Raw genomic sequence first — 14,070 nt, 5'->3', positions numbered from 1 at the left:
CCGCGCCGGGCTTTCGTTTAGCGTGGCGGCATGAGCACCACCACCCTCCTCGTGCGCCAGGACAACCTGGCCAGCACCCGCCTGTTGACCGCCGACGACACCCCGCTGGAAGGCGGCCAGGTCCGCGTGCGGGTCGAGTCGTTTGCCCTCACGGCCAACAACATCACCTACGCCGCGCTGGGCGACATGCTGAACTACTGGCAGTTCTTCCCCACCGGCGAAACGGGCTGGGGCATCGTGCCCGTGTGGGGTTTTGGCACGGTGACCGAGTCCTTGCACCCCGACGTAGCGGCGGGCGAGCGGCTGTATGGCTACTGGCCCATGTCCGACCAGGCCGTGCTCTCACCCCAGCGCGTTAACGCCGCAGGCTTCAGCGACGGCGCAGCCCATCGCGCGGGCCTGCATGCGGTCTACAACCACTACCTTCGCACCCGCACCGACGGGCTCTACCGCGCCGACAACGAGGACGTGCAGGCGCTGCTGCGGCCGCTGTTCATCACCTCGTGGCTCATTGACGACTTTCTGGCGGACCAGCAGTTCTTTGGCGCCCAGCGCATGCTGCTGTCCAGCGCGTCGAGCAAAACCGCCTACGGCACCGCGTTCCAACTCGCGCAGCGGGAGGGCGTCGAGGTCATCGGCCTCACCTCACCCGGCAATGTGGCGTTTTGCGAGAGCCTGGGCTGCTACAGCCGCGTGGTTACCTACGACGCACTGGACAGCATCGACGGTGCCACACCCAGCGTGTACATCGACTTTGCGGGCAGCGTGGGCCTGCGCCAGCGCATCCACGCCCACTTCACGGGCCTGGCCTACAGCTGCTCGGTGGGCGCCAGCCACGTGCAGGACCTGGGCGGCGCAGGCCAGTTGCCCGGCCCGCGCCCGGTGATGTTCTTCGCCCCCGCCCAGGTCAAGAAGCGCCACGCCGACTGGGGCGCCCAGGGCCTGAACGACCGCTTGGTGGCGGCCTGGAACCAGTTCAGCACCGCCGTGTCGGCCGGGCCGCAGCCCTGGCTGGTGGTGCAGCACCATGCGGGCCCCCAGGCCACGCAAACCCTGTTCGCAAGCGTGCTGGCGGGCAGTGCCGACCCGCGCGCAGGGCATATCGCCACCATGCTGCCGGGCTGACGGCGACAATGGGGCATGACCCCATTGCCCCCCGATATCGCTGCCAACGCCTCGAACGACCAACACCCCTACGCCCGCCTCACGCCCGACCAGGTGCTGGACGCGCTGGCCAGCGTGGGCCTGTATGGCGACGGCCGCCTCATGGCCCTGTCGTCGTACGAAAACCGGGTGTACCAGGCCACGCTGGAAGACGGCGAGCGCGTGGTGGCCAAGTTCTACCGCCCAGGCCGCTGGAGCGAGGCGCAGATACTCGAAGAACACGCCTTTGCCGCCGAGCTGATGGCCGCCGAGGTGCCCGCCGTGGGCCCGCTGGTGCTGAACGGCACCACCCTGCACCAGCACGATGGCTTTGCGTTTTCTGTCAGCCCCTGGCGCGGCGGGCGCCAGCCCGAGCTGGACGACTTCGAGGTGCTGGAATGGATCGGCCGCTTTCTGGCGCGCATCCACACCGTGGGTGCGGCCCAACCGTTTGTGCACCGGCCGCTGCTGGACCTGGAGACCTTTGGCACGGCATCGCGCGACTGGCTGCTCACGAACGAGATCATTCCGCTCGACATGCAGGCCACCTGGAAGGCCCAATGCGACAAAGCTCTTGAATTGATAGCTGCCAGCGCTTATCCATCAAGCGCTGGAGCCTCATTTGGCTTAGAAAATGCGACAGCAATCCGCCTGCATGGCGACTGCCACCCCGGCAACATCCTCTGGACTCCGCTGGATGAATGGGGCCGGGGCGGCCCGCATTTTGTGGACCTGGACGACGCGCGCATGGGCCCGGCCGTGCAGGACCTGTGGATGCTGCTGTCGGGCGACCGGCGCCAGCGCACGCACCAGCTCGGCGCGCTGATCGACGGCTACGAGCAGTTCCGCAGCTTCGACCGCCGCGAACTGGCGCTCATCGAGCCGCTGCGCACGCTGCGCCTCATCCACTACAGCGCCTGGCTCGCGCGCCGCTGGCAGGACCCCATCTTCCCCGTCAACTTCCCGTGGTTTGGCACCAGCGACTACTGGCGCGGGCAGGTGGACATGCTGATCGAGCAGATTGAGGCCATGCAGGAAGAGCCCCTGGTGGCGTGAGATGAATGCGCCCTGAGCCGCCTGCGCTGCGGTGCCCCGGAGAGGCGCCGGAGGCGCCCGGGCATTGCAAACGATTGTCAACCCGTGTGCACAGGGGCGCGATGTCGCGCAACATCCAGAGACGCCTTCCTGGAAAGGCGTTTTCTGACTTGCGAAGGGCGCTTGCGCCCGAAGACCGACACCATGCGCATTGCCGTCCTGCACGACGACCCCCTCTTGCCCGACATGATCCGGGGCGCCCTTGAGCGCCACCACCATGTGTGCCATTTCTATACCAGCGGTGCGAGCCTGCTCAAGGACACCCGGCACGAAACCTTTGACCTGCTGATCTCTGGCTGGCACCTGCCGGACATGGATGGCATCGAGGTCATTCAGCGCCTGCGCGAGATGGCCGGCCAGCAACTGCCCATCCTGCTTGTCACACGCCGCAATGAAGAACGTGACGTGATCGAAGCGCTCAACCGGGGCGCGGACGACTACATGGTCAAACCCCTGCGTGTGGGGGAGCTGGTCGCCCGCGTTGCGGCCTTGCTGCGGCGGGCGTATCCGCAGGCCATGGGCCAGCAGCTGGTCTTCGGCCCCTACCGGTTCGATCCGGAGAAGCGGCTGTTATCCCTGCACGGCGAGCCACTGGCGCTGAAGAACCTGGAATACGAACTCGCCCTTTTCATGTTCCGCAACGCGGGCCGCCTGTTGTCGCGCGCGCACCTGCGCGAAGCGGTGTGGGGCGAGCGCAGTGAAGCACCTTCACGCTCGCTCGACACCCACGTTTCGCGCCTGCGCACCAAGCTGCAGTTGACGCAGCAGGCCCACGGCTATGCGATCACGGCCATCTATGGCATGGGGTACCGGCTGGACACGGTAGACACGGTGGCCCTGGCGGACCCACGCGGCTGACACGCCGCGCGCAGGGCGGCGCACAAGCCGCCACGTGCTCCTTCCCTGAACAACAAAAAAAGGCCAGCACGCTTTGCAGCGTGCTGGCCTTTTGGCGTTCAGCCCGCCGCCGCGAAGTGATCGCGGCGGTGGTGGCTGCCGGGCTACCGGCGGCGGCCCATGGCAGGGTGCTGCCAGGCCATCAGACCCAGCAATGCAGCCAGCAGGATCAGGCCCCATTCCGACAGCGTCGGAATGTTGCTGGCGTTGCCCGTCACCGTCGTCGAGGCGCTGGACGTGTTGTTGCTAGGGTTGGTGTCGCCCGGCGCATCCACCGTGGCAGAGTTCACCAGAGGACGCGCACCGCTGTAAGGGGTGGCCAGGGTGGTGTTGATCGTGAAGGTGCGCGATGCACCCACCGCCAACGCTCCGACGCCGCAGCTGACAGTCCCGGCCGCGTTGACGCAACCTGGCGCTGAAACAAAGTTCACCCCGGCGGGCAGCACGTCCACGACCTGCGCTCCATCACTGGCCAGCGGGCCATTGTTGGTGACCACCAAGGTGTAGGCGAGCCCAGCGCCGGGCGTAAGAGGACCTGCCGGCGCTGTCTTGTTCAGTGCCAGATCCGTGGCCACGGTAAAGCGGCGCGCGGTGGTGTCATGGGTCACCACGTTGTTGGCCAGCGTGGTCTCGGTTTCGTCCACCACCACACTCGCCTGGTTGAAGGCCGTGCCGCTGGTGGCGCCATTGACGGTAAGGGTCTCCGCGCGCATGACGTAGGTGATGGTGGCGCTCTGGCCGCTGCTCAGCCCCGGAAAGCTACAGGTCAGCGTGCCGCTGGTCGCCCCCATCGTGGGTTCGGTACACGCGCCGCCTGCATTCACCGTGAGCGCGCCCTGGTAGCTGAAGGTGGCCGTGGGCGAGGAGCCCGGTGCGGGGAAGATGTCGGTCATCACCACATTGGTGCCGAACGACGGCCCGCTGTTGTTCACCGTGATGGTGTACGTCGTCGATTGGCCCAGGTCTACCGGGTCAGAGCTGTCCACCTTGTTCACCAGGATGTCCAGCTGCGCGGCAGTGACCGGGGTGCTGGTGGTGGCGCTGTTGTTGGCGGTGTTCGACTCGGCGGTTGCCGTGGTCGCAGCCACACTGTTGACCACCGTGCTGCCCGTTGCACTGCCCAGGGGGCGCATGCGGTAGTTCACCGTCTGCTGCGATCCGGAATTGATGCTGGCCCAATTACAGGTGAGCGTTCCGCCCACCGTGCCCGCGGCGATGGGCGCGCAGCTGCCGCCCCCGCTCACGCTCACCACGTCGATAAAGGCGGCATTGGACGGCAGGGTGTCCACCATCTGCACGGTCTGTGCCGTGGAAGGCCCTGTGTTGCCAATCGTCGCCACGAAGGTGATGGGAGCCCCGGCCGCAACGGTGGACGGAGTGGCCGTCTTGGCAGCCGTCACATCCACGATGGCCGTGACCTGGCTGGTCACGCTGCCACTGTTGTTGGCCTGGTTGGGGTCGCCCACGTCGGTAGAGCGCACGGTCGCGGTGTTGGTGCGAGGGCCACTGACGGCAATGCTGGGGCGCACCACCACAGTCACGGTGGCCTGCGCGCCGGAGTTCAGCGTGCCCAGGTTACAGCTCAGGTTCTGCGAGGTGCCGTTGGTGACAGCGTTGGGCGTGCAGCTGCCTTGCGAGGCCACGGCAGATTGAAACCCCCCGGTGTTCACAAGACTACCCAGCGTATCCGACACCACCACGTTCGTGGCAGCGGCCGGGCCGACGTTGTCCACAGTGATGACATAGGTCAGGTTCTGGCCCGCGACCACAGGGTCGGGCGCAGCGGTCTTGGACACGACGCGCAGGTCGGCCTCGGTGGCCGTGGAGGTCACGCCCACACCCACGCAGTTGTTCGCACCGTTGCTGTCCACGCGCACACCCGCCCCCAGCGCCACGCAGGCGTTGTTGGTGGCGGTGCCAGTGCCCGTCAGCACGGCCGACACCGTGACGGCAGGGGCATTGGTATTGGCGTTCAGGCCGGTAGAGCGCGAGCAGGCCCAGTTGCCGGGGCCGGTGAACGGCAAAGCGTCGCAAGTCCAGCCCGTCGCGCTGACCAGGCTGTCGAGCCTCACGCCCGCCGGCACCTGGTCGGTGATGGTGATGGTCTGGCCATTGGGCACGGCCAGCGGCCCGGTGTTGCGCGCGGTCAGCGTGTAATTGAACGCCTGGTTCGGCACCACGGGGTTGATGCTGGCCGTCTTGGTCAGCTGCATGTCGGCGTCGTTGCTGGCCGTCACGTTGACCGAAGCCGAATTGTTGGCGGGCACCGGGTCTGGCAGCGCCGTGCTGATACCGGCCGTGTTGCCCAGCGTGCCTGCGCTGTTGGCCGTGGCGGTCACGGTGATCGTGGGCATGTTGCTGAAGTTGGCACCGGTGTATTCGGTGCGCGTGCAGGTGATTGTGGCGTCACAGACCCAGCCCGTGCCGACGGCAGATACGAAGCTGAGTCCGGCGCCCAGCGTATCGGTCACGGTGACCGGCTGACCCGCCAGCGACACCCCGCCGTTGAGGCGCGGCGTGAGCGTGTACACCACGTTGGCACCCTGGGCCACATTGGAGCTGGCGGCTGTCTTGGTGATGGACACGTCGGCACCCGAGGTGGACGTCACGTCCGCCGACGTGGTGTTGTTGGCGGTGTTGCCATCGGGCATGGCGGAGTTGTCGGGCTTGATGCCATCGATGGCAAAAGCTGCCGTCACCGTGCCATTGACGTTGGACACGGCGGGAACCGTCAGCACCGAGGCAGACGCTCCACTGGCCAGGGTGCCCGTGCGCGTGCAGGTCACATTGCCGCTGCTCAGCGGATAGCCGCCCGATGGCGCGCAGGACCAGCCCGTGCCTGTCGGAACAGAGGTAATCGACGCGCCGGCTGGCACTGTGAAGGTAATGCGCTGGCTGCCATCGGCCGCGTTCGGGCCGTTGTTGGCAGCCTGCAGCGCGTAGCTGTAGGCCTGGCCGGCCACAACGTTGGCCGTGGAGGGCGTAGCCACCAGCGCAAGGTCGGCCGCCTGCGTAGCGGTGGTGTCCTGCACGCTGTTGACGTTGTTGCTGGTGTTCGGGTCGGACGTGGCGCTGCCAGCCGTGGCGGTGTTGGTCCAGACCCCGGCGGAAGGCAGCCGCACCCGGATGGTCACGGTCTGGTTGCTGTTGAACGGGATATTGCCCAACGTGCAATCGACGACACCCGCCGCCTGGCTGCAGGTGCCTGCTGTGGTGGCCACATCCACGAACGTGGAGCCCACCGGGAGTGTGTCCGTCAGCGTGACGCCGGTGGCGCCGTTGGGGCCGTTGTTGTCGATGCGCAGCGTGTACGTGAAGATGCCGCCTGCGGGCCCAGGGTCCGGCGAATCCGCATGGTTGACCACCAGGTCGGCGGACTGCGCCATGGCTGCACCCGCAAACAGGCCACCCGCCAGCAAAAGCCAGCGAAAGCGGCGTACCGCGCTGTGCGCAGGGCTTGTAGCAGGCTGCGCGGGCCCACTGGATGTGCGCGCGCGCCAGAAAGCGCATGCGCCCTCCCAAGATCGCGTCAATCGATAAAGCATCAAAAATACTCCTGAGGTGAATGGCTCCGACTTCCGGCCACGCCGCAACCTCACCAGGCCCCGAGGGGCTGGCAAAAAATGCAGGGAGTGCGTGGATGTACCGTGGCCGCCACGGACCAAGGCTGTGTTGGAATTTATCGACGGACGGGGGCGCAATCCGCCCGGCAACAATCGTTAACGGTTGCGAACGGTATTGCGTATTGTTTGCACCACGGGTGCACGCCACCCCGGTGGGCAGCACGGGTGGTGGACCGGCTGGGGGCCCCTGGGCTATGCTGCGCCATCTTCGATCTACCGCGAGTTGGCCCACCCATGAAGGACATGTTTCGCACGCTCCTCTCCATTCGCCAGAAGCGCAAGCCCGCCCCCGTGGGGCCTTTGCCCGCCGTGGGCACCGTGATCCTGCGGGGGCAGGTCAAGATGGCCGTCACCCATCCGCTGCCCAGGGAACTGTGGGACTGGCTGGTGCTGTCGGGCTGGCGCAACCTGCCGGTCAAGAACGACCGGCGCAAGGGACTGCGTTTGCCAGAGGGCGCGCTCAAGGAGCTGATCGACACCCCCTCACAGGAACGCAACCAGGCACACAGCCGCATCCTGGAGCAGGCCCAGCCCGAAGATTGAGCGGCTTTGTAAAGCCCCATAAAAAAACCGGTGGTGCCAGGCACCACCGGTTTTTACTACTATTTTTATAGCACCTAGCGCTTGATGGACAAGCGCCAGAGGCCGATTTGGCCTAAATTTTTACACCAGCAAGGCGTTCACGCGCTTCACATACGCGGCGGGGTCTTCAGGCAAGCCGCCCTCGGCCAGCAGCGCCTGGTCGAACAGGATGTGCGCCAGGTCGTGGAAGTGCACGCTGCCATCGAGCTTCTTGACCAGCGCGTGCTCGGCATTCACCTCCAGCACAGGCTTGGTCTCGGGCGCCTGCTGGCCGGCCTGCTTGAGCATGCGCGCCAGCTGGGTGCTCATGCCATCGTCCTGCACCACCAGGCAGGCGGGTGAATCGACCAGGCGCGTGGTCACGCGCACGTCTTCGGCCTTGTCCTTGAGCGCTTCTTTCAGCTTGGCCAGCACAGGCTTGAAGGCTTCGGCAGCTTCTTCGGCGGCTTTCTTCTCGGCCTCGTCCTGCAGCGTGCCCAGGTCCACGGCGCCCTTGGCCACGCTTTGCAGCGGCGTGCCGTCAAACTCGTGCAGGTAGTTCAGCGCCCACTCGTCCACGCGGTCGGTCATCAGCAGCACTTCGATGCCCTTCTTCTTGAAGACTTCGAGCTGCGGGCTGTTCTTGGCAGCGGCCAGGGTGTCGGCAGTGATGTAGTAAATCGCCTCCTGGCCTTCCTTCATGCGGGCCTTGTAATCGGCAAAACCGACCGTCACAGCGTCGCTGGTGGTGCTGGCAAAGCGCAACAGCTTGGCCAGGCGCTCGCGGTTGCCAAAGTCTTCGCCCAGGCCTTCCTTCAGCACGGCGCCAAACTCGGCGTAGAACGCGGTGTACTTGCCTTCCTTGGCCTTGTCGTCGGCATCCACCACATCGGTCACGCCGTCGGCATTGGCGGCGGTGTCGTGCTTGTCGTGTTTGGCCAGGTCTTCCAGCATCGAGAGCACGCGCTTGGTCGAGCCTTCGCGGATGGCACGCACGTCGCGGCTTTCCTGCAGCAGCTCGCGGCTCACGTTCAGCGGCAGGTCGGCGGAGTCGATCACGCCCTTCACAAAACGCAGGTAGGTGGGCATCAACGCCTCGGCGTCGTCCATGATGAACACACGCTTCACGTACAGCTTCACGCCGGCCTTCTTGTCGCGGTTCCACAGGTCAAACGGCGCCTTGGCTGGGATGTACAGCAGCTGCGTGTACTCGGTGTTGCCCTCGACGCGGTTGTGCGCCCAGGTCAGCGGGGCCTCGTGGTCGTGGCTGATGGTCTTGTAGAACTCGGCGTACTGCTCTTCGGTGATGTCCTTCTTGGGGCGCGTCCACAGAGCGCTGGCCTTGTTGATGGTTTCCCACTCGCCGGTCTTGACCATGCCGCCGGGCTGGCGGCCGCCGTTTTCGTCATTGGGGTTGATCAGCTCGCCGTCTTTCCACTCTTCCTTTTCCATCAGGATGGGCAGGCTGATGTGGTCGGAGTATTTGGCGATGACCTGCTTGAGCTTCCAGGCGTTGAGGTATTCCTCGGCGTCGTCGCGCAGGTGCAGGATGATGCTGGTGCCGCGCTGGGCGCGGGTGATGGTCTCCACCTCGAAGTCGCCCGTGCCGCCACTGATCCAGCGCACGCCTTCGTCGGCCTTCAGGCCCGCGCGGCGCGATTCCACGGTGATCTTGTCGGCCACGATGAAGCCGGAGTAAAAGCCCACGCCAAACTGGCCGATGAGCTGGGCATCCGCCTTCTGGTCGCCTGAGAGACGGCCCATGAAGTCCTTGGTGCCGCTTTTGGCGATGGTGCCCAGGTGGTCGATGGCTTCTTGCTGGCTCATGCCGATGCCGTTGTCGGTGATGGTCAGCGTCTTGGCGGCCTTGTTGAAGGTCACGCGCACTTCGAGGTTGGGGGCGTCTTCAAACAGCGCGGAGTTGTTCAGGCCTTCAAAACGCAGCTTGTCGCAGGCGTCCGACGCGTTGGAGATCAGCTCGCGCAGGAAGATCTCCTGGTTGGAATACAGCGAATGGGTGACCAGGTGCAGCAGTTGCGCTACTTCGGCCTGGAAAGACAGGGTTTGTTTTGTGCTCATGGTGTCTTGGAGGTTGCTGTGTAAGGTGCAAAAAGAACGCGTTTCACGCCCAGGAGGCCAGGAACGGCATTCGCGCGTGTTCACCTCGGGGCGGACTCAGTGATTTCAAGGGTTGCACTGTGCGGCGCACGCCCCTCACCACCCGCGGCCCGCACCGAAGCCATCCCGCACAGCCATTTCGGCGCTGAAGATTGTTGACAATTTGCAGGCATTTGACAGCAATTTCTGTCATTTAGACCCCATAAGATGCACGCCACCGAAGGCACTCGGTGCGAGGCCGCCTTCCCATCCTCTGCCCCCTTTCTTCCGGAGCCCTCTTGCCATGCCCACATCCCTGAAAAAATGGTCCGCTGAGTTCCTCGGCACGTTCTGGCTGACATTTGGCGGTTGCGGTAGCGCCGTGCTGGCTGCCGCATTCCCGCAGCTGGGTATCGGTTTTGTCGGCGTGTCCCTGGCATTTGGCCTCACCGTGCTGACCGGGGCCTATGCGCTGGGGCCGATCTCGGGCGGGCATTTCAACCCTGCCGTGTCGGTAGGGCTGGCGTTGGGGGGCCGGTTCAAGGCGTCCGAGCTGCCGGGCTACGTGGTGGCCCAGGTGCTGGGCGCCATTGCTGCAGCGGCCGTGCTGTACCTCATTGCCACGGGCAAGCCGGGCGCAGACATCGGGGGCTTTGCCACCAACGGCTATGGCGAACACTCCCCAGGCGGCTATGGGCTGATGGCCGCCGTGGTGACGGAGGTCGTGCTGACAGCCATCTTCCTCATCGTGATCCTGGGCGCCACGGCCAAACGCGCGGCCAGCGGCTTTGGCGGGCTGGCCATCGGCATGTGCCTCACGCTCATCCACCTGATCTCCATCCCGGTGACCAACACCTCGGTCAACCCGGCCCGCAGCACCGGTCCGGCGCTGTTTGGCCCAGCCTATGCGCTGTCGGAACTGTGGGTCTTCTGGGCCGCGCCCATTGCAGGCGCACTGCTGGGCGCTGCCATCTACCGCGCGCTGCTGAGCGACGACTGAAGTGAAACACCCCCTGAGTCGCTTCGCGCCTTCCCCCTCTCTCGCCTCGCTGCGCGAGCCGGGAGGGGGACGCTCCCAGCGCGGCGGGGCGGCCCTTGCGCGGGAGCACTGGCCTGGGCCGCGCCAGCTTCGTGCGCCGTGGGTGGCGCGAAGCGCAAGGGATCACTGGTGCGACGTGCCTTGCCGCGCTACAGCACTGTCGGCAGCTTCCAGCCTGGCATTCCGGTTGAATGCAAACCATGCGGGCCTTGTGGCGGCCTGCCCCGTCAGCCTTCCAGCGTGATGCGCTGCACCAGCGACTGCAGGATCTGGTCGGCCTTGTCATTGGCCACCTGGCAGGTGCCCGCTGCCGCATGCCCACCGCCCCCAAACTCCAGCATGAGGTTGCCGATGTGAACCTGGCTGCTGCGGTCCAGGATGGACTTGCCGGTGGCCAGCACCGTGTTCTGTTTTTGCAACCCCCACATCACGTGGATGGAGATGTTGCAGTCAGGGAACAGCGCGTAGATCATGAAACGGTTGGTGGCCCAGATGGTGTCCTCCTCGCGCAGATCGAGCACGACCAGCTTGCCGATGCGGATGGCGCAGCGCTGCAACTGCTCCTGGGCCTTGGGGGCGTGTTCGCGGTAAAGCTGCACGCGCTCCTGCACATCGGGCAGGGCAAGGATCTCTTCAATGGTGTGGTCGCGGCAGTACTGGATGAGATCCATCATCAGTGCGTAGTTGCTGATGCGGAATTCGCGAAAGCGCCCCAGGCCCGTGCGCGAATCCATCATGTAGTTCAGCAGCACCCAGCCCTGGGGGTCGAGGATGTCTTCGCGCGAATACTGGGCCGAGTCGGCCTGGTCCACCGCCGCCATCATCTCGTCGGTGATGCGCGGAAAGGCCGCCTTGCCGCCGTAGTGGTTGTAGACCACACGGGCTGCCGAGGGGGCATGGGCTTCGATGATGTGGTTTTCGGAGCGCCGCCCCGAATTGCGCACCGTTTCGGACTCGTGGTGGTCGAACACCAAATGGGCCCCGGGCACATAGGGCAGGTTGGTGGTGATGTCACGGCTGGTGATGGCAATCTTGCCGTCCTGCATGTCCTTGGGGTGGACGAAGGTGATCTCGTCGATGAGGTTGAGCTCATTGAGCAGCACGGCGCACACCAAGCCGTCAAAGTCGCTGCGGGTTACCAGGCGGTATTTCACGTCACTCACTAGCTTCTCCTTGTTACATATCTCGTGGCCACATGGTAGCGGTGGCCTCACACCCGGCAAGACCGCTGGCGGGGAAAAACAGGCCATCCGAACCGCTTTTCCGGTTCTGCCGTGTTGCCTGTTTTTTGCTTGTCTTCACGCAGGCTGCAGCCATTGCTCCACCTGCTGCGCCACACCCGCATCTCCCAGCAACGCCAGGTGGCCCATCCGGTGGAACACGGCTTGCCGACTCTTGGCAAAACCCAGGGTTCGTTTCGCATCATCATGGATGCCCAGGGCACTGTGCAATGGCACCAACCCGTCCCCCACCAGCCGCTCGGCCGCCGGACTGCGCCGCGCCGCCAGCGTGGCGGCAACAGCATGGCAGGCCACCCCATCGGGCAGGGGCACGGGGGTGCGCCGGTCAGGGTGCCGCACGAAGCGGTCACGCCCCTGCCAGTCGGCCTCCAGCACATGGCCATGGCGCAAGTCGGTAATGCCCGCGCTGCGCAGCTGCGCCAGCCGGGCAAACGGCCGGGAATACGGCGTGCTGCCCAGCAGGGTGTCCACCCAGTGCCCTGCGCGCTCCAGCGGTGCGCCATGGTGGGGCGTTCCCAAAAATACGAGGTGGCGCAGCAGCGCCTGCCAGCCCTGCCCCGCAGCCGCCGCTTGGTGGCAGGCACTGCGGGCCACCAGGCCGCCCATGCTGTGGGCCAGCACCGCTACCTCCTTCACGGGCACGGGCCAGGCCGCCACCAGGGATTCCAGCTGGGCGGCCAGCTCGGCACCGTTGGCGGACGTGTGCAGGCCCGTGTTGTAGCGCAGGTAGACCGGCGTATAGCCCAGCGCCTGCGCAAGGTGGGCGCCATGGTCATGGCCCTGGTGCAGCCACTGCAGATCGTTCATGCACAGGCCATGGACCAGCACCAAGAGCTTGCCCGTGGCCCGGCCGCTGGCGGCCAAGGCGGGCAGGTCCAAAGGCAGCCCATCCCGGTAGAACCCCATGCGGGTGCACAGTGGGTTGTCGTCGCGCTGCAGGCGGTCGCCCATCACGCCGTTGAGGGCGGCGAGCACGGCCTCGCGCTCCCACTGCACTGCGGTGGGCGGCGCATCGGGTTCAAAAAACGGCTCCAGCCGCGCCAGACCTGCCTGCAGGCCCGCGTCCACCAAGCGTGTCACGCCCCGAATGCTCTGGTAGACCAGCCCGGTCAGGCCGCGCGCCTGGCCCGGCTGCGCCCCTCCAGGCAGGCCCAGCGTGCCCAGCACCGACTGGTGCACCCCCTCGGCCACGCGGCTGATGCCCGTGGTGGCCTGTGTGGCCAACCGCGCCACTCCCCGCAAGTCCGACGCACGCAACTGGCGCAGCGGATGGGGTTTGGCGGCGTTGGCAGCATCAGCGCGCGGTCGCGGTGGGGTAGGCATGGAGAAGGCTCCGTTCAAGGGATGCAGTGCGGTGACGCGGGGAGCCTGGTGGTACTCAGAACCGCTCGCTGGGAGACAGGTAGCGCCACTGCCCCACCGGCAGATTGCCCAGGGTGACGCGGCCGATGCGAATGCGCTTGAGCCCCACCACCTTGAGGCCCACCAGCTCGCACATGCGGCGGATCTGGCGCTTCTTGCCTTCGGTGAGCACAAAGCGCAGTTGCTCGGGGTTCTGCCAATCGACCTTGGCGGGCTTGAGCGGCTCGCCGTCCAGGCTCAAGCCGTGGCGCAGCCGGGCCAGCAACGCGGGGGGAAACACCGCCTGCACATTGGTGCTGACAGGATCGCGCTCGTCAATCTCCTGCAGCGGCGCGGAGCGCTCACTGGGATGGCGTGGCACCACCTGACCCGGTGCCTGGTAAACGACGCGCACCAGGTACTCCTTTTCCATCTCGGAGTCCTCACCAATGATCTGCCGGGCCACCCGACCATCCTGGGTCAGCACCAAGAGGCCCACCGAGTCGATATCGAGCCGCCCCGCAGGCGCCAGGCCACGCAACTGCGGCGGAGAAAATCGGTTGCGGCTGGGGTCGTCACGCCAGTGCGTGCGGGGGTTGATCAGTGCCACCGCGGGCGTGTGACCATCCTCGGCCTGGCCGCTCACATAGCCGATGGGCTTGTTCAGCAGGATGGTGACGCGCTGCTCCTGGAAACCCTGGGCAACCTTGTCTACGTCGATGCGGTCGGTGGGCAACACCTGCACGCCCATCTCGGCCACCTGGCCATTGACCTTCACCCAGCCCTGGGCGATCCAGTCGTCCGCCTCGCGCCGCGAGCACAGGCCCAGCTCGGCCATGCGCTTGTTCAGGCGGGAGCTGACCATGCCGTTCACGGTGATCGTCGCGGACGCCCGTTCGGGCGCTTGCTTGATGGGCGCAACAAACGAGCCCGACGCCGTGCGGTAGTTGGGGGGCGCGGGCGCCCTGGCAGCGCGCGGCGGCAGCGCAGGCCGGACGGGAGCGGCTTTGGCGGCCACGGCGGGACGGCGGAG

General features: G+C 66.0%; 10 protein-coding genes. 5 read left to right on the top strand and 5 right to left on the bottom strand.

Annotation, left to right across the window (positions count from 1 at the left end; translation table 11 throughout):
• Nucleotides 1-30: 30 nt before the first annotated feature.
• The 3 genes from AC2YJX_RS17720 (at nucleotide 31) to AC2YJX_RS17710 (ending at nucleotide 3,096) form a co-directional block, all read left to right on the top strand.
• Nucleotides 31-1,125, top strand: a complete 1,095-nt coding sequence (locus AC2YJX_RS17720) for a DUF2855 family protein (protein WP_487256816.1) — start codon at nucleotides 31-33, stop codon at nucleotides 1,123-1,125.
• A 15-nt stretch (nucleotides 1,126-1,140) separates the two neighbouring features.
• Complete coding sequence (locus AC2YJX_RS17715) at nucleotides 1,141-2,199, top strand: serine/threonine protein kinase (RefSeq protein ID WP_487256815.1); 1,059 nt, start codon at nucleotides 1,141-1,143, stop codon at nucleotides 2,197-2,199.
• Between the two features lie 183 nt (nucleotides 2,200-2,382).
• On the top strand, nucleotides 2,383-3,096 hold the full coding sequence (locus AC2YJX_RS17710; protein WP_228897503.1) for a response regulator transcription factor: 714 nt from the start codon (nucleotides 2,383-2,385) through the stop codon (nucleotides 3,094-3,096).
• Nucleotides 3,097-3,239: 143 nt separating this feature from the next.
• On the opposite strand, the gene AC2YJX_RS17705 is transcribed toward AC2YJX_RS17710, so the two are convergent.
• Nucleotides 3,240-6,521 carry an IPTL-CTERM sorting domain-containing protein gene (locus AC2YJX_RS17705; RefSeq protein WP_487256814.1) on the bottom strand — a complete coding sequence of 1,094 codons (3,282 nt, stop codon included), beginning with the start codon at nucleotides 6,519-6,521 and terminating at the stop codon, nucleotides 3,240-3,242.
• A gap of 471 nt (nucleotides 6,522-6,992) precedes the next feature.
• Between AC2YJX_RS17705 and AC2YJX_RS17700 the strand changes: the two genes are divergently transcribed.
• Nucleotides 6,993-7,301 carry a hypothetical protein gene (locus AC2YJX_RS17700; protein ID WP_055400148.1) on the top strand — a complete coding sequence of 103 codons (309 nt, stop codon included), beginning with the start codon at nucleotides 6,993-6,995 and terminating at the stop codon, nucleotides 7,299-7,301.
• A gap of 120 nt (nucleotides 7,302-7,421) precedes the next feature.
• Here the strand turns inward: AC2YJX_RS17700 and htpG are convergent, their stop codons facing one another.
• Nucleotides 7,422-9,398, bottom strand: a complete 1,977-nt coding sequence (gene htpG / locus AC2YJX_RS17695) for a molecular chaperone HtpG (RefSeq protein WP_487256813.1) — start codon at nucleotides 9,396-9,398, stop codon at nucleotides 7,422-7,424.
• Nucleotides 9,399-9,720: 322 nt separating this feature from the next.
• Here htpG and aqpZ point away from each other — a divergent pair, with 322 nt between their 5' ends.
• A complete protein-coding gene (gene aqpZ / locus AC2YJX_RS17690; RefSeq protein WP_055400143.1) occupies nucleotides 9,721-10,416 on the top strand; it encodes an aquaporin Z in 696 nt (231 codons plus the stop codon).
• A gap of 266 nt (nucleotides 10,417-10,682) precedes the next feature.
• On the opposite strand, the gene AC2YJX_RS17685 is transcribed toward aqpZ, so the two are convergent.
• The 3 genes from AC2YJX_RS17685 to AC2YJX_RS17675 form a co-directional block, all read right to left on the bottom strand.
• A complete protein-coding gene (locus AC2YJX_RS17685) occupies nucleotides 10,683-11,618 on the bottom strand; it encodes a hypothetical protein (RefSeq protein WP_055400141.1) in 936 nt (311 codons plus the stop codon).
• 135 nt (nucleotides 11,619-11,753) lie between these two features.
• Entirely contained in the window at nucleotides 11,754-13,019 is a 1,266-nt protein-coding gene (locus AC2YJX_RS17680) for an esterase/lipase family protein (protein ID WP_487256812.1), read from the bottom strand.
• Between the two features lie 55 nt (nucleotides 13,020-13,074).
• Nucleotides 13,075-13,902, bottom strand: coding sequence for a pseudouridine synthase (locus AC2YJX_RS17675; RefSeq protein WP_121508843.1), 828 nt, complete (start codon nucleotides 13,900-13,902; stop codon nucleotides 13,075-13,077).
• Nucleotides 13,903-14,070: the final 168 nt, after the last annotated feature.

The sequence above is a fragment of the Acidovorax sp. SRI_002 genome (genome assembly GCF_057586455.1).
This window is presented reverse-complemented; position numbering and strand designations above follow the sequence as displayed.